Annotated in this window: 16 protein-coding genes and 1 tRNA gene; 16 read left to right on the plus strand and 1 reads right to left on the minus strand. The window is 39.3% G+C overall.

Features of this window, described 5'->3' with window-relative positions:
- Nucleotides 1–7: 7 nt before the first annotated feature.
- The 8 genes from Q4597_RS15900 (at nt 8) to Q4597_RS15935 (ending at nt 6,947) form a co-directional block, all read left to right on the plus strand.
- Nucleotides 8–1,486: a DUF1501 domain-containing protein gene (locus Q4597_RS15900; RefSeq protein ID WP_303407100.1), complete on the plus strand. Its 1,479-nt coding sequence runs from the start codon at nt 8–10 to the stop codon at nt 1,484–1,486.
- 26 nt (nt 1,487–1,512) lie between these two features.
- A complete protein-coding gene (locus Q4597_RS15905; protein ID WP_289038273.1) occupies nt 1,513–2,559 on the plus strand; it encodes a 6-bladed beta-propeller in 1,047 nt (348 codons plus the stop codon).
- 118 nt (nt 2,560–2,677) lie between these two features.
- Complete coding sequence (locus tag Q4597_RS15910; RefSeq protein ID WP_303407101.1) at nt 2,678–3,214, plus strand: RidA family protein; 537 nt, start codon at nt 2,678–2,680, stop codon at nt 3,212–3,214.
- A gap of 111 nt (nt 3,215–3,325) precedes the next feature.
- Entirely contained in the window at nt 3,326–4,228 is a 903-nt protein-coding gene (locus Q4597_RS15915; protein WP_303407102.1) for a TRAP transporter substrate-binding protein, read from the plus strand.
- Nucleotides 4,218–4,682 (plus strand): TRAP transporter small permease, encoded by a 465-nt coding sequence (locus tag Q4597_RS15920; protein WP_303407103.1) that lies wholly within the window; start codon nt 4,218–4,220, stop codon nt 4,680–4,682. Before Q4597_RS15915 ends, Q4597_RS15920 begins: the two co-directional genes overlap by 11 nt.
- A complete protein-coding gene (locus Q4597_RS15925; protein ID WP_215436109.1) occupies nt 4,679–5,953 on the plus strand; it encodes a TRAP transporter large permease in 1,275 nt (424 codons plus the stop codon). The genes Q4597_RS15920 and Q4597_RS15925 overlap by 4 nt, the downstream gene beginning before the upstream one ends.
- Nucleotides 5,954–5,964: 11 nt before the next feature.
- On the plus strand, nt 5,965–6,780 hold the full coding sequence (locus tag Q4597_RS15930; protein ID WP_303407105.1) for an alpha/beta hydrolase: 816 nt from the start codon (nt 5,965–5,967) through the stop codon (nt 6,778–6,780).
- Nucleotides 6,781–6,875: 95 nt separating this feature from the next.
- Nucleotides 6,876–6,947, plus strand: a tRNA-Arg gene (locus Q4597_RS15935).
- A 252-nt stretch (nt 6,948–7,199) separates the two neighbouring features.
- On the opposite strand, the gene Q4597_RS15940 is transcribed toward Q4597_RS15935, so the two are convergent.
- Nucleotides 7,200–7,931, minus strand: a complete 732-nt coding sequence (locus Q4597_RS15940; RefSeq protein ID WP_303407106.1) for a hypothetical protein — start codon at nt 7,929–7,931, stop codon at nt 7,200–7,202.
- Between the two features lie 452 nt (nt 7,932–8,383).
- Here Q4597_RS15940 and Q4597_RS15945 point away from each other — a divergent pair, with 452 nt between their 5' ends.
- The 8 genes from Q4597_RS15945 (at nt 8,384) to Q4597_RS15980 (ending at nt 19,401) form a co-directional block, all read left to right on the plus strand.
- Nucleotides 8,384–9,841 carry an arginine decarboxylase gene (locus tag Q4597_RS15945; RefSeq protein ID WP_303407107.1) on the plus strand — a complete coding sequence of 486 codons (1,458 nt, stop codon included), beginning with the start codon at nt 8,384–8,386 and terminating at the stop codon, nt 9,839–9,841.
- Between the two features lie 16 nt (nt 9,842–9,857).
- A complete protein-coding gene (gene speB, locus Q4597_RS15950; protein WP_303407108.1) occupies nt 9,858–10,799 on the plus strand; it encodes an agmatinase in 942 nt (313 codons plus the stop codon).
- Nucleotides 10,786–11,763, plus strand: coding sequence for a deoxyhypusine synthase family protein (locus Q4597_RS15955; protein ID WP_303407109.1), 978 nt, complete (start codon nt 10,786–10,788; stop codon nt 11,761–11,763). The genes speB and Q4597_RS15955 overlap by 14 nt, the downstream gene beginning before the upstream one ends.
- Nucleotides 11,760–12,089, plus strand: coding sequence for a hypothetical protein (locus Q4597_RS15960; RefSeq protein WP_215436098.1), 330 nt, complete (start codon nt 11,760–11,762; stop codon nt 12,087–12,089). The genes Q4597_RS15955 and Q4597_RS15960 overlap by 4 nt, the downstream gene beginning before the upstream one ends.
- Before the next feature lie 81 nt (nt 12,090–12,170).
- Nucleotides 12,171–13,700, plus strand: coding sequence for a bifunctional GNAT family N-acetyltransferase/carbon-nitrogen hydrolase family protein (locus tag Q4597_RS15965; protein WP_215913208.1), 1,530 nt, complete (start codon nt 12,171–12,173; stop codon nt 13,698–13,700).
- Nucleotide 13,701: 1 nt separating this feature from the next.
- On the plus strand, nt 13,702–15,072 hold the full coding sequence (gene rimK, locus Q4597_RS15970) for a 30S ribosomal protein S6--L-glutamate ligase (RefSeq protein ID WP_303407110.1): 1,371 nt from the start codon (nt 13,702–13,704) through the stop codon (nt 15,070–15,072).
- Between the two features lie 457 nt (nt 15,073–15,529).
- Entirely contained in the window at nt 15,530–16,024 is a 495-nt protein-coding gene (locus Q4597_RS15975; protein WP_289038293.1) for a CAP domain-containing protein, read from the plus strand.
- 353 nt (nt 16,025–16,377) lie between these two features.
- Nucleotides 16,378–19,401, plus strand: coding sequence for a gliding motility-associated C-terminal domain-containing protein (locus tag Q4597_RS15980; protein WP_303407111.1), 3,024 nt, complete (start codon nt 16,378–16,380; stop codon nt 19,399–19,401).
- Nucleotides 19,402–19,429: the final 28 nt, after the last annotated feature.

Consider the following 19,429-nt stretch of genomic DNA (forward strand, 5'->3'; position numbering starts at 1 on the left):
GAAGATTATGAAAGATATTCATGAACAAAAGAAGTTTGAAGATACCCGTAGGGGCTTTTTAAAGAAAGCGTCCTTGGGGTTTGGGTCCATTGCACTGTCCAGTCTTTTGGGTCCAACAGAATCTTTTGCCAATGATTTGCTGGTTTCTAAAAGGCCTTCGTTGGTAAACGCTCATGGAGGTGCATTGGGCGGAACCCATTTTCCCGCCAAAGCCAAACGGATTATTTATTTGTTTCAGAGTGGTGGTCCGTCTCAAATAGAAACGTTCGATTATAAACCTTCCTTGGCCAAATGGCATGGTCAAGAAATACCTGATTCGGTTAGGGGAACACAGCGTAATTCTGGAATGGTGACTTCACAGAGCACCTTTCCCCTGGTACAGTCTATCTTCGATTTTAAACAACACGGTCAATCCGGTGCTTGGGTGAGTGAGCTTTTTCCGCATACCGCTGGTGTTGTAGATGACCTTTGTATTATAAAGTCAATGTATACCGAAGCTATTAACCATGAACCTGCGGTTATGTTTATGCAAACGGGCTCTCAATTAAGTGGTAGGCCTTCAATTGGGTCATGGTTAAGTTATGGCCTTGGGAGCGATAATAAGGATCTGCCCAATTTTGTAGTGATGCTTTCCAAAGGAGGAGGTGCCCAACCCTTAAGCTCGGCGGCCTGGGGGAATGGGTTTTTGCCTTCCCACCATCAGGGAGTACAATTTCGCTCGGGCAAAGATCCGGTTTTGTATTTGAATAATCCCCATGGGGTACACGATCACGACCGTAGGCGGGCGCTGGACTATATTTCGGATTTGAACAATCAGCAGTATGATATCTGGAAAGATCCGGAAATTCAATCTAAAATAAATCAATATGAAATGGCATATCGCATGCAGAATTCGGTGCCGGATGCGGTAGATACTTCCAATGAGCCGGACCATGTGTATGAATTATATGGTGAGGATGCCAAAATTCCGGGCACCTATGCTGCCAATTGCTTACAGGCAAGGCGTCTAGCGGAAAAAGATGTAAAATTTATACAGCTATACCATATGGGGTGGGACCAACATGGCGGGCTCCCCAATGGAATTAAAAGACAGGCATTGAGCACAGACCAAGCTACTGCTGGGCTTATTACGGACTTAAAACAACGCGGACTTTTAGAGGATACTTTGGTAGTTTGGGGCGGAGAGTTCGGGCGCACCAGTTTCTCGCAAGGTAGATTAACTGCTGAAAGTTATGGAAGAGACCATCACCCAGGTTGTTTTACCATGTGGATGGCAGGTGCGGGCGTCAAGGCGGGAATGGTCTATGGTGAAACTGATGATTTTAGCTACAATGTTGCCCGGAACGGGGTACATGTTCATGATTTCCAAGCCACCATAATGCATTTGTTGGGTATAGATCATGAAAAGCTTACCTTTAAACACCAAGGTAGAAGATACCGTTTGACCGATGTTCACGGTCATGTAGTAAAAGATATTTTAGCTTAATGCGCATGCCAACAAGAAGAGAATTCATGAAAAAAACAACCATGGGTACGGGAGGTATTTTAGCCATGACCACTGTGCCGTTCTATATTAATAATTCAAAAGTTAACCTCAGCGAAGAGATTATTGGACATGGTGATTTTAAATACCGGGTTGAAATGGGTTGGGGAGACTTGGACCCTAAGAAACACCCTGTAAATAATTGCCATGAAATGGTGATGGATAAAAAGGGAAGGTTATTTATGCTTACGGATCATGCCAAGAACAATATGTTGGTATATGATAAATCTGGGGTATTGCTACACAGCTGGACATTAAATTTACCAGGGGCACATGGCCTTACAATTCACGAGGAAGGAGGCGCGGAGTTTCTGTACATTACCGATCCGTCTTTGGGAAGGGTAATAAAGACTGACCTAGATGGAGGTGTGGTACTAGAGATAGCATCACCTGCTTCAAAGGGTATATATGAACAAAATGCACCGTTCAAACCCACGGAAACCGCAATAGGGCCCAATGGTAATATTTATATTGCCGATGGATATGGGTCACAGTTCATTCTGCAATACGACCCCAAGGGTAATTTCATTAGAAAATTTGGGGGAGACAGTTTTCTTTCGCCTGAAAAATTTAAACAGGCGCATGGTGTTGCTATTGATAATAGGGATCCTTCAAACCCAACGCTACTTTGCACGGCACGTATTAAAAATTCATTCAAGAGATTTTCCTTGGAAGGGGAGTATATAGAAGATTACTACATGCCCGGTTTGTTTGTGAGTAGACCTGTCATAGATGGTGAAAATGTATACTCGGGAGTTTGTTTTGGTATGGAAGAAGGCAATTATAATATGCAGGCCAATAAGGGGTTTGTAACCATTTTGGATAAGGATAATAAGGTAGTGTCCAACCCAGGAGGCACGGAACCTACATATGAAAACGGGAAATTGAAATTAATGTTCCAAGAAAAGCCCATTTTTAAGCACTGTCATGATGTATGTGTAGATAATGATAAAAACCTATACGTATGTCAATGGAATGCAGGTGGAATCTACCCATATAAGCTTCATAGAGTTTGAAACTAGTTTCATATTTGAAACAAACTATTTTTTGTTTGTAGTTTATTTTCTGTTATTCAAGGTTTTAATGAAAGTTGTAAATGTGTATCTTGTGCATTCAACAGCGAATTGAAACTTTATGAAAATCTTCTTTGTAGTTGTAGCCATTGCCCTAGTTATACCTTTTATGGGTAATGCTCAAAATGATGCCGAATATAATCCAGAAGCTAAACTTGCAGAACTTGGAATTGAACTTGTAGAGCCCTCCGCTCCCATGGCCAATTATGTAAATGCGGTACGTACCGGCAATCTTATTTTTCTTGCCGGTAAAGGACCAACAAAGGCAAATGGTGAGAATATTACAGGTAAGTTGGGGCAAGACCTTACTATTAAAGAGGGTTACGAGGCTGCAAGGATAACGGGCATCAATCAAATTTCGGTCTTAAAATCGGAATTAGGTGATCTTAAAAAGGTAAAGCGTATTGTAAAAGTACGCGGTATGGTAAATGCCGTTCCGGATTTTACCGATCAACCCAAAGTCATTAATGGATATTCGGATCTAATGGTCCAAGTTTTTGGCGAACGTGGCAAACATGCACGTGCTGCAGTTGGCATGGGTTCGTTACCCGGCAATATTGCCGTGGAAATAGAAATGGTGGTTGAGGTAGAAGATTAGATTATGTGCAATCAAGGAGTGTTAAGTTATATTTTAAAGAAGGCAGTGCTATGTCTTTTTACCCTTTTGTGTTTCAATAGTTGTAAACCCGATAAACCCGAACCGGAATTTTTGTTACGAACGGCCCTTTTGGTAAACGAAGAACATACCTGGTATAAGGCTTTTGTATATTTTGGGCAGATTCTAGAAGAACGAACCGAAGGACGAATAAAGGTAGAGATATACCCTTCCGAACAGTTGGCCAAAGAGGTTGAAGCCATTAGGCTCATTCAGGCCGATGTGATAGATATGACTACCACGGGTTCTATCCTAACCAATTGGTTTGAGGTGGCCACTTTCTGTGAGCTTCCTTTTTTGATGCAGGATTCAACGGATATGAATAGGTATATTAATGGACCTATTGGTAAGTTGATGGAAGAAGAAATGATAAACAAGGCCGGCCTACGGTCATTGGGTCATTTTGAACGTGGCCCTAGGCATTTAACGTCAAACCGTCCTATCCGGCATCCGGATGATTTAAACGGGCTCATCGTAAGAATTCCCAATGTTCCATCCTTTGTTACGTTATGGAAAGCCCTTGGGGCAAAACCCACGCCCATGGCCTTTTCCGAAGTGTTTACCTCTTTACAGCAAGGTACTATAGAGGCACAGGAAAATCCGTTTGCATTAATCAACAATGCGGGCTTTTCCGAAGTACAGCAGTACCTGAACTTAACGAGCCATGTTGTAAGTTGGGTGTACCCAGTAGTGGGTGAAAAGCAGTTTCAAAGATTACCTCCGGACTTAAAGAAAATTTTTATGGAAGCCGCCAAAGATATGCAGGCCTATGAACACCATCTTTTTTTGGAAAACGAAAAAAGTGTTCAGGAAGAGCTAAAGGCCAAGGGAATGGAATTTATAGAGGTGGATAAAGATGCTTTTCAACAAAAATGTGAAGAAGCTATTTACAATAGCCTTTCGCCTGAAATGCAAAAAATTTACGATCAACTGAAAACAGAGAAAGATGCTTCATAAAGCTATTGGACGTATTCTAAAAGTGGGTGCGTTACTAAGTACGTGGGGGCTGATTGCCACGGTGTTATTACAAATCTTTTGCAGGTTTACTCCGCTTGCAACTCCTTCTTGGACGGAAGAAGCCTCAAGGCTCTTTTTTATCTATGCTACATCTTTTGGTGCCGGTCTGGCCATGAAGAGCGAATATTATGTGCATTTAGATATGTTCTTTAGCAGATTTCCTGTACGTATGCAGCGTACGTTGGTTAAGATTATTCCCGTAATAGTCTTGCTTTTGTTTGTACTCATGGCTATTTATTCTATACAATTTGTAGTGTTGGGTATTCCTGAGAAGTCCCCCAGTATGGGTTTTAATATGGGCATTGCGTTTTTTAGTATGTTCATTATGTCTGCTTCTATTAGTTATTACCTGTGGAAAAGGATTCAAAGAAATTATAAAAATTCTAAAGTATGATTTGGGTTCTTGTTATTGTATTTATCGTGTGTCTTGTGCTGCGTTTTCCAATAGCCTTTGCGCTGGGACTTTCTTGTTTGAGCTATATTTTGATGAAAGGTATTCCATTGATTATCGTTCCTATGAAAATGTATGCAGGCATAGATGTGTTCGTGCTTTTAAGTGTTCCCGGTTTTATTATGGCAGGAAATCTTATGAACCAAGGCGGACTAACGGAAAAAATCATCACGTTTTGTAACCATTTGTTGGGGCATATTAGAGGAGGGCTTTCCTTGGTGAACATTGGAGCATCAATGCTGTTTGCCGGTATTTCCGGTACGGCTATTTCAGATACGGCAAGCATGGGTTCTATTATGATTCCTGCAATGAAAAAGGAAGGTTACGATACTGGTTTTTCATGTGCGGTTACTGCGGCTTCCTCTACTATAGGGCCTATAATACCGCCAAGTGTGCCCATGATTATTGCGGCAACTTTAAGCGGACTTTCCGTTGGTAAATTGTTTCTTGCCGGTGCGCTGCCAGGATTACTTTTGGGAATAGGGTTATTGTTGACGGCTTATTTCATATCAAAAAAGAAAAATTACCCCAAACATGCCCGTAGCAGTTTTAAGCAAGTGGCACGTGGTTTTGTAGATACGTTTTGGTCGCTTTTAATGACTTTTATTATTCTATACGGTATTATCGGCGGAATTTTCACTCCTACCGAGGCTTCTATTATTGCCGTGGTGTACGCTTTAGTAATAGGTAAATTTGTTTATAAACGCTTGAATTTCAAGAACATTCAAGTGGTTTTTTTAGACAGCATGAAAACTTCGGCATCGCTTATGGTGCTGGTTGGTTTTGCCAATCTATTCGGTTATATATTGATTACGGAGCAGATTCCACAAAGTATCTCCAATGAGATTTTAGGTTTCACGGACAATAAATACGTAGTGCTATTGCTAATCAATTTACTGCTCATAGTGGTCGGGACCTTTATGGAAACTATTGCGGCATTACTTATTCTTTTTCCCATTTTGTTAAAGGTTGCTTTGGCAGTAGATGTTGACCCTATTCATTTTGCTGTAATAGCCGTATTGAATCTAATTATTGGTTTAACTACTCCACCTGTTGGCGTTTGTCTTTTTGTGGCATCTAGTATCGGTAAAATATCTATTGGGGAGGTAAGTAAGGCGGGTATGCCGTTTTTGTTGGTCAGCTTTTTGGTACTCATTCTGGTAACCTTGTTTCCTTGGTTTTCGTTAGCTTTACCTAATCTGTTTATAGATTAAAGCTAGAGCATATGGTATTTAGGGCAAGGGTTGTTTTTTTCTGTTTATTAATGGTGGTTACTACCGCCTTTGGTCAAGAGGGATATATCCTAAAGGAGAATATTCCCTATTACCCGGAAACCGTCCGACCCCAAGATCAATACCTAAAAGAACGTTGCAAGTTAGATGTTTACTATCCTAAAGATAGTATTAGTGCTCCCGTTGTGGTTTGGTTTCATGGTGGCGGGCTGGAATATGGAGAGAAGAATATTCCGGAGGGATTGGAGGAAAAGGGTATTATAGTGGTGGCCGTTAATTATAGGATGCATCCCAAAGTAAAACACCCCGTCTATATAGAAGATGCGGCAGCGGCAGTAGCTTGGGTTTTTAAGAATATCTCTGAGTATAATGGTAGTTCTGATAAGATTTTTGTTTCCGGTCATTCTGCCGGCGGATATTTGGCAAGTATGGTTGGGCTGGATAAATCCTACTTGGAAAAACATGGTGTAGATGCCAATAAAATTGCAGGCCTAGCTCCGTTAAGCGGGCATACCATAACGCATATGACCATTCGTAAAGAAATGGGAATAGAAGGAACCCAGCCTATTGTAGATAAATATGCGCCCTTATTTCATGTTCGTAAAGATGCGCCGCCTATGTTATTGGTAACCGGCAATCGGGAGTTGGAGCTGCTAGGACGTTATGAAGAGGTAGCTTACTTTTATAGGATGATGAAGGTTTTGGGCCACCCAAATGTACAGCTCATGGAACTTGATGGTTATGGCCATATCATGGTCTATCCGGCCTTACCGTTGATTGTTAATTTTGTAAAGGAAATAACAGAGTAAGCGTCAAAGACTTTTTACCTGAAACGGTTTAAAATTAGTTGTCCGGTTGTTTCTGCACTTCTAAAAAAACTTTATTTTTGCCCTCTGGATTAATTGGCCCCGTAGTTCAATGGATAGAATAGAAGTTTCCTAAACTTTAGATGCAAGTTCGATTCTTGCCGGGGTCACTTTTCTTGGAAATGGTTTACTAGATTTTATAGACGTCAAATTTTTTCACCAACTCGTCTATCCTTTTTTTGTTTTCCTCTAGCTTTTCCTGAAGTTCTTTTATCTGTTCTTTCGTAAGGGGGTTCATACCATCATTATTATGATTGTCCGTTTATAACGGCGCATGAAGGCTTACATTGTGTTTTATTTTTATGAATTATGATATTTTTATCATAAGAATTGTTGATAACTTGTTTTAAGACCGAATAATTTCAATTTTTTCTCTTGGCCCAAATCTCATACATAGGTTCTCCTTTACTGTTCTTTCCGGTATGGTGCCAGTCCGCATTCTTTAGCTCATAATTAAAATTTAGGGTAGCACCAACACGGGAATTATCTTTTGAGAAAAATTCAATATGCTCAACATACTTTCCGTTTTTAGAAGAAAAACTTCCGCCGCCGGTGCCAAAAAATTTCATGGTATCCGTATTGTAGGCTATCCATTGAAAACGACCGTTCTTTAGAAATTTTAGTGTTTTTCTGGGGTTTTCCTCTCCCCTTCGTTCTTGTCCCGTATCTGGGCCACGGGTAGCGAAAAGCCACTTGCCATCCAGCTCTTGTTCTAACGGGGCAATGGGTTTAAAGGTTTGTTTGGATTTCATTTCAAGGATGAGATTTTCACCTTCGGTTTTAAAAGGAATATTGAGCGTTTTTAATTGGTCATTTTCATAATTAGAGTTGAATTCCAATTGTAATACGAGTTCGTTATCTTTTACTTGAACAAAACCGCCGCGCGTCATGATAAATTGGGCCGGCTTCTTCTCGTAGACGGTATGTGTAAAATAATCACCATCAATTTTGAGTTCATGGGTGATATTTTTTGCATCAACTTCTTCCTCAAAAAAGTAAGTGTTTGAAGGTATTTGCGCATATAATATGTTTGTAAGGGCCAAGAGTAAGCATAAACTGATGCTTTTTAGGTGGGGTATGCTGTTTTTTTTCATTTGTCAAGGATGTTTTAATGTCTTAAAAATAAGATAATTAGCTGACATTTTTTGATTTTGTGGTAGTTGTAAAAACTTTTTTTCGCGTTTTATCGTAAATTTTTTGAAAACGCTTGTTTTTACAATTTTTTTGTTTTCATTTGTCCTGTCTTTAGCGACGTAAAACTGAAGGCATTATGAGCTTTTAGCTGAACAACATGCAGTGTGTTTCTATGTTCGGGCTATGGGAGATTAGGAAGTCAAATCTCATAGCAACCCATAAGATGGGCGACCGGATTTTAAAGCTAACTTCCGATTTTTTCACTTCTATTGTGCAAAGCCAGCACAACTACTTCTTTATTCCTACTACCCAGGAACAAATTCTTATATGATACCATCGGTAACAATTTCATAACGCGTACAAACGCATTACTTAAAAAAAATATACCGATTTTCATTCACAAGAATTAACAATGAATAATAAATATATCGATCTAATCGATCAGACTTACTTTTTCCCTCAAGAAGAGTTTACGCTTGAGAACGAGCACTTAAAATTTCACGATATTCCGCTTAAAGAGCTGGTAGAGAAATATGGTAGCCCGTTAAAATTCACTTATTTGCCTAAGATATCTGACAATATTAATAAGGCAAAAAACTGGTTTGCAAATTCTATTGAGAAGAACGCATACAAGGGTAAATACCATTATTGCTACTGTACTAAAAGTTCGCATTTTCAACATATTCTACACGAGGCTTTAAAGAACGATATCCATATTGAAACGTCTTCCGCTTTTGATATTAATATTGTAGAGCAGTTAAAAAAGGATGGTAAATTAAAGGACAATGCCTATGTAATCTGTAACGGTTTTAAACGTGAGCAGTACATAGAAAATATTGCTAGACTTATTAATAACGGTCATAGGAACTGTATTCCCATTATTGATAATTATGAGGAGATTGACCTGCTGTCCGAAGTAATTGATGATACCTACAAAATAGGCATCCGTATAGCTTCTGAGGAAGAACCAAAATTTGAGTTCTATACCTCTAGACTGGGCATCGGCTATAAGAATATTGTACCCTTTTACGAGAACCAGATTAAGGATAATGAAAAGGTAGAGCTAAAAATGCTTCACTTTTTTATAAACACCGGAATTCGTGACAATGCTTACTATTGGAACGAACTGCTAAAGTGTCTTAAGGTCTATACACGTCTAAAAAAGATGTGCCCGTCTTTGGATAGCTTAAATATTGGAGGTGGTTTTCCTATAAAGAACTCTTTGGCCTTTGAGTACGATTATCAATATATGATCGATGAGATTCTAAATCAGATCAATATTACATGCCAAGAGGCAGATGTACCCGTGCCTCACATTTTTACGGAGTTCGGGAGTTTTACCGTAGGCGAAAGCGGTGGTGCCATTTATGAGATTCTGTACCAAAAGCAGCAGAACGATCGTGAAAAATGGAACATGATAGATTCTTCTTTCATTACCACATTACCGGATACTTGGGCCATTAACAAACGTTTTATCATGTTGCCTATAAACCGCTGGAACGATGAGTATGAGCGTGTTTTATTGGGTGGTTTAACTTGTGATAGCGATGATTATTACAACAGCGAACAAAACATGAACGCCATTTATCTGCCTAAATATAGACGGGACAAGCCCTTGTATATAGGGTTCTTTAATACTGGAGCTTACCAAGAGACCATTGGTGGTTACGGCGGTTTACAGCATTGTTTGATTCCGCAACCCAAACACATATTGATAGATAAGGATGCCAATGGCAACTTTACCTATGAATTGTTCAGTCCGCAACAAAAAGCAGAAGACTTGCTTAGTATATTGGGTTACGAAACCGAAAAAACCGCTAAGAACGGTAGTGTTGAGACCATTTCACAAAAAATTACATCAAACCTATAAACTTCATTTAATCAAGATGAGCACAACAAAGAATTATGCGGGAATTCCCGATAAATTCGCACAATTAGAGACGGCCAAGGTAGTTTTAATACCTGTGCCATACGATGGAACAAGTACTTGGGGAAAAGGAGCCGATAAAGGCCCTCAAGCATTTTTAGAAGCTTCTGAGAATATGGAGCTGTATGATATTGAGACCAATACAGAGGTTTACGAGCAGGGTATTCATTTAGCCGAAGCCATTAAGGAAAACAGTTCTCCGGAAGCTGTGGTAAACGCCGTGCACAAGAGAACCAAAAAATACATTAAACGCAACAAGTTCGTTACCCTTTTTGGAGGAGAGCATTCTATTTCAATAGGTACAATACGAGCATTTAACGAGTGTTTTGATAATTTAACCGTTTTGCAGATAGATGCCCATGCAGACTTACGTGAGTCTTATGAGGGTACAAAGTATAACCATGCTTGTGCGGTACATGAAGCCAGCCAGACCACGAATTTAATTCAGGTGGGTATCCGTTCTATGGATGCCATTGAGAAAACGTTCATGGATGAGGAAAAAACGTTCTTTGCGCATGATATGGCCCAAGATGAATACTGGATGGACAAGGTTATTGAAGCAATGACCGATAATGTTCTAATTACTTTTGATCTTGATGCGTTTGACCCTTCCATTATGCCGTCTACCGGTACTCCGGAACCAGGCGGTTTGTTTTGGTATGAAACATTGGAGTTCTTAAAACAGGTGTTTGAGGAAAAGAATGTGGTAGGTTTTGATATTGTTGAACTTTGCCCTAACCCAGCCGAAAAATCTTCGGATTTCCTTGCCGCAAAATTGTATTATAAAATGCTTAGCTATAAATTTATGGGTGAAGCGGTAGATGATGAATATGATAATACCTATGATGTTGATAGCAAATCTGGCAATAACGGTTTAAAATTTGAAGATGACGAAGACTAAGGGAGCGATCTCAGAATTTATAGAAAAATACTATTTGCACTTTAATGCGGCTGCTTTGGTAGACGCTGCTAAAGGGTACGAAGCACAACTGGAGCAAGGCTCAAAAATGCTCGTTTCTTTGGCAGGTGCTATGAGTACCGCAGAATTAGGTAAAATATTTGCCGAAATGATCCGTCAGGACAAGGTGCAAATTATATCATGTACCGGTGCCAATCTTGAAGAGGATATCATGAATCTGGTAGCACACTCACATTACAAGCGTGTACCTAATTATAGAGATCTAACTCCAAAAGATGAATGGGAATTATTGGAAAAGGGCCTGAACCGCGTAACGGATACTTGTATCCCGGAAGAGGAAGCTTTCAGAAGGTTGCAAGAGCATATTGTTAAGATCTGGAAGGAAGCCGAAGCTAAGGGAGAACGTTATTTACCACATGAGTACATGTACAAAATGTTACTTTCCGGTGTTCTTGAAGAGCATTATGAAATTGATTTAAAAGATTCATGGATGTACGCTGCCGCCGAGAAAAACCTACCTATTGTTTGTCCAGGTTGGGAAGACAGTACTATGGGTAACATCTTTGCGTCATACGTGCTAAAAGGAGAATTGAAGGCAAGCACCGTAAAATCAGGTATTGAGTACATGACCTTTTTGGCAGATTGGTACACTGACAATTCCGAAAACGGAATCGGGTTTTTCCAAATTGGTGGTGGTATAGCAGGAGATTTTCCTATTTGCGTAGTGCCAATGCTTTATCAAGATATGGAAAGAACGGATACACCTTTCTGGAGCTATTTCTGCCAGATTAGTGATTCTACAACAAGTTATGGGTCGTACTCCGGTGCGGTTCCCAATGAAAAAATCACTTGGGGTAAATTAGATATAGATACCCCTAAGTTTATTATTGAGAGCGATGCAACCATTGTTGCGCCATTAATTTTTGCTTATCTTCTTGACCTATGAGTAACAGAAAAGAAAATACAAATTTAAAGCGCGTTATAGTAGACTTTAAAAAGTTGACGCCTGAAGTCCTTAAGCTGTTGGTAGAGGCATATCCAGATGGGTATGATGATAGAAATATAATATCGTTCAAAAATGCCAGTGGAGAACGTATTGAGGCGGTTGAGGTTTTAACGGAGGATACTAAGTATTTGGTTAAGATCAGTGCCAAGCTTGAGTATACGATGGAGAATTATGACGAGGATGATTATGAAGATTTTGATGATGATGATCCAGAAGCGGTAGTGGAGCCTGACCCAGAAGACATGGCTCAAGACGATGAAGACTAATATCGTTAATAGGTTTATGAACCCCCTTGTTCTATTCCAAGGTTTTGTTGATAGAGATAGTAATTATATAATGTCCGTTCAATGAAAATAGAAGAAATAGAGAATATAGAGTTAAAGTTTTTGGACCTTGATGATTATCAAGAGCTTAAAACTGCAATGATATCCGCATATACCAATATGCCCGGCTCATACTGGAAAGAGAAGCACATTAAATCGCTGATCGATAAATTTCCGGAAGGTCAGGTTGTTATAAAGATTAATGGACAGTTGGCCGGTGTGGCCCTGTCCATTATTGTAGATTATGATAATTTTGATGATGAGCATACCTATGAGCAGATTACGGGTAACTATACTTTTGCCACGCATGAAGACAATGGTGATGTTCTTTATGGAATAGAGGTTTTTATAAAGCCGCAGTTTCGTGGACTTAGGTTAGGGCGTAGATTGTATGACTACCGTAAGGAACTGTGCGAAAAACTCAACCTTAAGAGCATAGCTTTTGGAGGTAGAATGCCCAATTACCATAAATATAAAGACGAGCTTACTCCAAAAGAATATATTGCCAAGGTACGTAGAAAGGAAATTGCAGATCCGGTACTAAATTTCCAGATCAGTAATGATTTTCATCCTGCCAAGGTTATGAAAGGCTATTTGGAAGGAGATAAAGCATCCAGTGATTTTGCCATTTTAATGGAATGGGACAATATTTATTACCAAAAGCCTTCCAAAAAAGCATCGGCAAAGAAAACTGTTATTCGTCTGGGGCTTATACAATGGCAGATGCGGCCGTATAAAGATTTAGAGGAATTATTACAGCAGGCAGAGTATTTTATTGATGCCGTTTCTGGCTATAGGTCGGATTTTGCGCTGTTCCCCGAGTTTTTCAATGCACCGTTAATGGCTAAGGATAACCATTTGTCCACCCCTGATGCTATTAGGGAGTTGGCAAAACATACCGGTGCTATAGTACAGAAGTTCTCGGAATTTTCCATTTCGTACAACATCAATATCATTACAGGAAGTATGCCCGAAATGATCGATGGCCGCTTGTACAACGTTGGTTACTTGTGCAGACGTGATGGGAGTATGGAGCGTTACGAAAAGTTACACGTTACTCCAGATGAAGCTAAAGTTTGGGGTATGCAAGGGGGCAACCAGTTAAAGGCTTTTGACACGGATTGTGGAAAAATCGGAATTTTAATCTGTTATGATTCGGAATTTCCGGAGTTAAGCCGTTTATTGGCCGAAGAGGGAATGGATATTTTGTTCGTTCCGTTTTTAACGGATACCCAGAACGGATACTCAAGAGTGCGGCACTGTGCGCAGGCAAGGGCAATAGAAAACGAGTGCTATGTAGCTATTGCAGGTAGCGTAGGCAACTTGCCCAATGTTCAGAATATGGACATTCAATTTGCCCAATCCATGGTATTTACACCTTGTGATTTTTCATTCCCAACAAATGGAATAAAAGCAGAGGCCACTCCTAATACCGAAATGATTTTGATTGCTGATGTAGATATAGATTTACTTAGGGAACTCAATCAATTTGGAGCCGTACGCAATTTAAAAGATAGGAGAAAAGATATTTTTGAACTTAGAAAAAAAGTATAGTTTGACTGATTTAAAGATTATAGGTAGTGAAGAATGGTGCGTGTTTGAAAACTTGGGTATTCCTGCCATTAAGGCAAGGGTAGATTCAGGGGCAAAAACATCGTCAATACAAGCAACCAACCTCAAGATAATTATGAAGGGTACTCAAGAATGGGTAAAGTTCGAGGTAAGCCCTTTGCAGGAGAACCGGAGTATAGCCATTCCTTGTCAGGCCAGATTGGTGGACCGTAGGATGGTTAAAAGTTCTTCCGGTATCTCCGAAGAGCGTTTGGTGGTACGCACACCTGTAACCATAGGAGAGGATACTTTTGAGATTGAACTTACCTTGGCCAACCGGGATACTATGGAGTTCCGTATGCTTTTGGGTAGGGAAGCCATTAATGAAAGGTATATTGTAAATCCGGCTATAAACTATCAAGTACAGGACTTTAATGATGAGGAGGTAAACAAAATGTACGCTCCTTACTTTAAAGAAAAGTCAGGTCTTAAAATAGCTTTGTTGGCAAGCAATCCGCAGTTGTATAGCAATAAGCGCATTATAGAAGCCGCGGAAGCACGTGGCCATGAAATCGTTTTTCTTAATGTAGAGCATGCTTACATGAAGTTAGATGCCCGATCACCCGAAATACGGTATAGGGGAGGAAATATTCTTAACGCTTTTGATGCGGTCATCCCTAGAATAAAGCCATCGGTTACCTTCTATGGTTGCGCCTTGATCAGGCAGTTTGATAATCTTGGGGTATACTGCCAAAATTCGGCCGAAGCCATTACCCAATCTAGGGACAAGCTTTTTGCCTCTCAGTTGTTCTCCAAGAACGATATTCATATTCCTATTACTGGTTTTGCAAAATCGCCAATGGATACCAAGGACCTTATTAAAATGGTTAACGGTGCCCCGTTGATCATAAAGTTGTTGGAAAGCACACAAGGTAAAGGAGTGGTGCTTGCCGAGACCAACAAGGCGGCGGAGAGTGTTATAAACGCCTTTAAAAGTGTAAATACCAATATCTTGGTGCAAGAGTTCATTAAAGAGGCCAATGGGCAGGATATTCGCTGTTTCGTGGTAAACGGGAAAGTGGTAGCTTCCATGCAACGTCAGGCAGAGAAAGGAGAGTTTAGGGCTAACATCCACCAAGGAGGAAAAGCCTCTATTATTAAAATAACTTCGGAAGAGCGTAAACTTGCTCAAAAAGCAGCCAAGGTTTTGAACCTTGCCGTAGCGGGTGTGGATATTATCCGTTCAAACAAAGGACCGTTATTATTGGAAGTTAATTCTTCTCCGGGTCTTGAAGGTATTGAGAATGCTACCGGTAAGGATATAGCCAATGAAATGATCATGGCTATTGAAAAGAAGCTGAGGTTTAGTATGTAGCGTTCAAGTAGTTAAAAAACAACTTTTTTATAAAATGCGATTGTCTCTAGATTATGTAGATGTCAATCGCATTTTATATTTACGATAGGGAGCAGAGTAAAATTTGCATCTATTGCCGGTTTCGTGATTTCAAGAGACTTTCTTTCCTACAAGTTTAGAATGCGCCATTTTTTTTGGCTAATGTGCTTTTCATCCTCATTTCTTAATACTTCGTCGGGTTTGCTAAAATTAGCCTATCGGTCAAGTAATTTCTTTTTACGATTAAGTGTCAAATCATCGGTGTAGCACATCTTTTTACCGTTATAAAACACACTTTATGTAAGTGTAACTATTTGATTAGTAGTTTTTTACACTTTAACGAGTAAAACGTACCACTTAAGAGAATTTCGTCAAGTATCCTACAATGTGCCGTTCATAAATAGAGGAAACGAATTACAAAAATTAATTCTCTTAAGTTATGATCAGATTCAATATTTTACTGCTTATCGCTCTTGCAACTTTAATGACTTCATGTTCTACTTCTACTACAGAAGAGGATGAATTGTACAAGGTGGTTGCAACAACAAATGAAGAAGTAGAAATATCTATTATAGAGCAGGAGGTTATTGATGTTGTTAACGAGTATAGAGTTTCTGTTGGTTTAAACGAAGTAGAGTTTAACAGTGTGGCATATGGTTACGCAAATGCACACAACGAGTATATGATTTCCGAAGGAGTTATCAGTCATGATAATTTTGATAAAAGGGCTTCTAAATTATCAGTAGAAGCTAATGCGGATTTTGTTTCTGAGAACTTAGGTATGGATTTTACAAATGCTGATGATATTCTTGAAGCGTGGAAAAATAGCCCAACACATAAGAAAGTAATGGAAGGTGATTTTAATTATACAGCGGTTAGTGTTACTGCAGATGAGAATGGTATTCTTTATTTTACACAGTTGTTTTTTAAATAGAACAAGAGAGTTGAATTAATCTTTAGTTACCTTATAATATAAGGCCTCCTATTTCGCATGAAGTAGGGGGCTTTTTTTATGCATTAATTATGGGGAAATCATATTGTCCTTTTTATTAGCATTGAATAGTATTGAGGCTATTCTCTTTACAAACATTGTAAAGTGTTGTTTATCAGTAAATAAAATATTTATAGGTTTTGGAACTCGATAAATGACACTTTTAAACTACATTTTATCGATAAGAAATCCTTTCATCGAATAAATACGCATTTCACCGAGGGTATATAATAGCATAAACAATAATGTTTCTCGTATTTGAGTTTTTTATAAGACTTAACCTACACAGTTTGCCTATGATACGTAAAACTACGCTGAAGCAAAACTTTTTAATCTGGCTATTTTTTGTTTGTTCGGTCTCCTATGCACAGGATAGGGTTTATGCCGACGCCATTTCAAACCAAAGTTCAGTTACCCAACCAAATAACGCCATAGATTCGGATTTAGCAACCAATGCAATTGTACGGGCCGGTTCCGGAATTGTATTGGGTATTGGTAATTATAACGGTCTTTTGGAACTTAATTACCCTACTACGGTACCAGCAAACACTACCAGTTTTATAAAAATTGCTACTGAAGATGATATACTATCCAGTCTATTGGGTGGTAGCCTAGGTGGTCTACTTTCTGATATTGTTGGAACATTACTTGTTGGTAATCAAGAATTTTCTGTAGAGGCGTTCAATATTGATAATAGTGTACTTCAGACTAGTTCAGGACTTGTTAATGCGTTTTCATCAGATGAAGCGCGTGTGGTAAAGGATAAGAACGGAGATTATTTTCTGGCTCTTACGCCATCTAGTCCTTATGATAGGGTTAGTATAACCAATAGTGTTGGCTCCTTAATAGGACTGGGCCAAGAACGAGACCTTAATGTGTATGGGGCCTATTATGGAGAAGGAGATACTACATGCGGTGCACCTAATTATACTTCTTTTAGTGGAGAAGGCCTAACGCTAGATCTTTTAGGATTAGGCGGAGCCGGAGTTGCTAATCCCGAGTTTGCCATAGATGGTGATGATACTACCTTTTCTGAATTAAGTTTAGGCCTTGTTGACGTTTTAGCCGGGATTGAGCAGACATTTTATTTTGATAGTCCGGAAGATACAGGGGATAATTATTATATAAAGATGGCAATGGACCCGTCTTTGCTACAATTGGGTATAGCTAATTCAATTGAAGTAATTGGTCAAGATGGCGCGGGCCAATCTATATACTCAGATAATTTATCAAGTTTATTGGATTTAGATGTATTGGGTCTGTTAGAAAGTGGCCAGCCGGCAGTAATAGGTTTTGACCCTACAATCCCTGTTGATCGGGTAACTGTACGTTTATCATCCTTACTAGGTGTCAGTATTGATCAGGAACTTTTAATTTATGATGTGTTTAGGGCTCCTGCAAGACCAGTAATAACTTCTACTTCGGATGACCTAAATATCTGTGCCGGTTTTAGCACTCGCGTTGTTGCGGAAGTTGAGAACGACGATAATGTTGAGTTAAGGTGGTACGATTCAGAAGAAGACGGAAATCTATTGGCAACCTTAGACTCAGGTCAAGCTTTCACTACACCTATACTTAACTCGGATACTACCTATTATGTAGCAGCTGCGGAAATAGGTTGTCTTAAAGAATCACCTAGAACCGAGGTTACGATAAATGTGGAGTCTGTTCCAACAGCAGATGATATAACTGTTTTAGGAAATGAAAACCCCATTTGTTCTTCGGATAATGTGGTATTGGTTCCAACCAGTTCTGTAGATGGTACATATTCATGGTATTTTGATGCAAACAAAACCAATGAGATTACAGACGGTCTGGTTTCTGGAGGAGCTACTTATGAAATAGATTCCAATGGTGTACTGACCATTACGGGATTAACGGAAGCAGGTGGCCCATACACGTATTTTGTATCCGTTAAACATGATTTGGCGGGTTGTGAAAATGCTCCGGGCGATTTACAATCGGTTGAAGTTAATGTTGTTGATTTTACAAAAACGGTATCTATTGATTCCAACCCAATGGTTAGCCTAGATAGTCTAATTGATATATTTAACGGTAACAATTCAGTAAATGTAACCGGAACTGTTTCTGGTGATGTTATGGTTGGTGAAACTATATCCTTAAGTATTAACGGTAATCTTTTTGATGGTGTCGTAGCGGCAGATTCATCGTTCAGCATTGCAGTAGATGCTATAGATTTGGTTTCAGATATAGATAATACGCTTGAAGCTTTTGTACAAGGTGTTTTGTGTACCGTATCCGAAGAAATTCCTGTAGACCTTCCGGATTTAATTATAGATGATATTTTTCAAGTTTTTTGTGCCTCTGATTTTGCTACTGTTGCAGATTTGGAAGTAGGTCTTAATGATATTGTGTTCTTTAATGACCTTACGGCAGGATTGCAATTAAATGCTAATACTCCTTTGGTTGATGGTGAAGTTTATTTTGCAGGAATTGCAGGTATACCTTCATCCGTGTTAGCTAGGGTGCAGATAACGGTACAGGTGAATGACGTTCCTATGCCCACGACAAATTCTAGTAGTCAGGTTTTTTGTGAAAGCGATGACCCTACGGTGGGAGATATTCAAGTTGATCAAACCAATGTTGTTTTTTATGATAGCCGTTTACATGGAAACGCAATTGACCCTTCAACACCTATAGAAGATGGCCGTTGGTATTATGTTGCCGCTGTTGAAAATGGTTGCGAAAGTAGTGAGCGATTAAGAATTATGGCAAATATATTTGCTGATGGTATTTCTCCTATTACTATAACCGGAGAATCTGAGGAAGTATGCCGAGGGCGTTCGTATACGTATGAAACCAATGCTGACAAAGAAGATTATGTTTGGACTGTAGTTGGTGGTACCATTACAGAAGGAGGAACTTCTACGGATAACTTTGTAACCGTTCGCTGGACGGAGTTAACCGGCACCCAAATTAGTGTTTCGTATACAGATGATTCAATATGTAGCCCAAGTAAAATGATGTCCTTAAACGTTGAGACAATCTCTTGTGGAATGGTTCTGGGCGAAGAATTTTGCTTAAAAGTCTTCAATGAATTCACTCCTAACAATGATGGTTTCAATGATTTTTTCACGGTTCAATGTATTGAAGATTACTCAAATACCGTAGAAATTTATAATCGTAATGGAAACCTTGTTTACAAAACGGTAGACTACCGCAATACTTGGAACGGTCTAGCTAACGTAAAAGGTGTTCTGAACAACGGAGATCATTTGCCATCCGGAACATACTACTATTCCATTAAGATTCCTGAATTAGAAAGAAACCTTGTTGGCTGGCTTCAATTGGCTAGATAATAAGAAGTTCTTTAAACTATTCACACCA

The sequence above is a fragment of the Zobellia sp. 1_MG-2023 genome, from assembly GCF_030549125.1.
GTDB classification, from domain to species: Bacteria; Bacteroidota; Bacteroidia; order Flavobacteriales; family Flavobacteriaceae; genus Zobellia; species Zobellia russellii.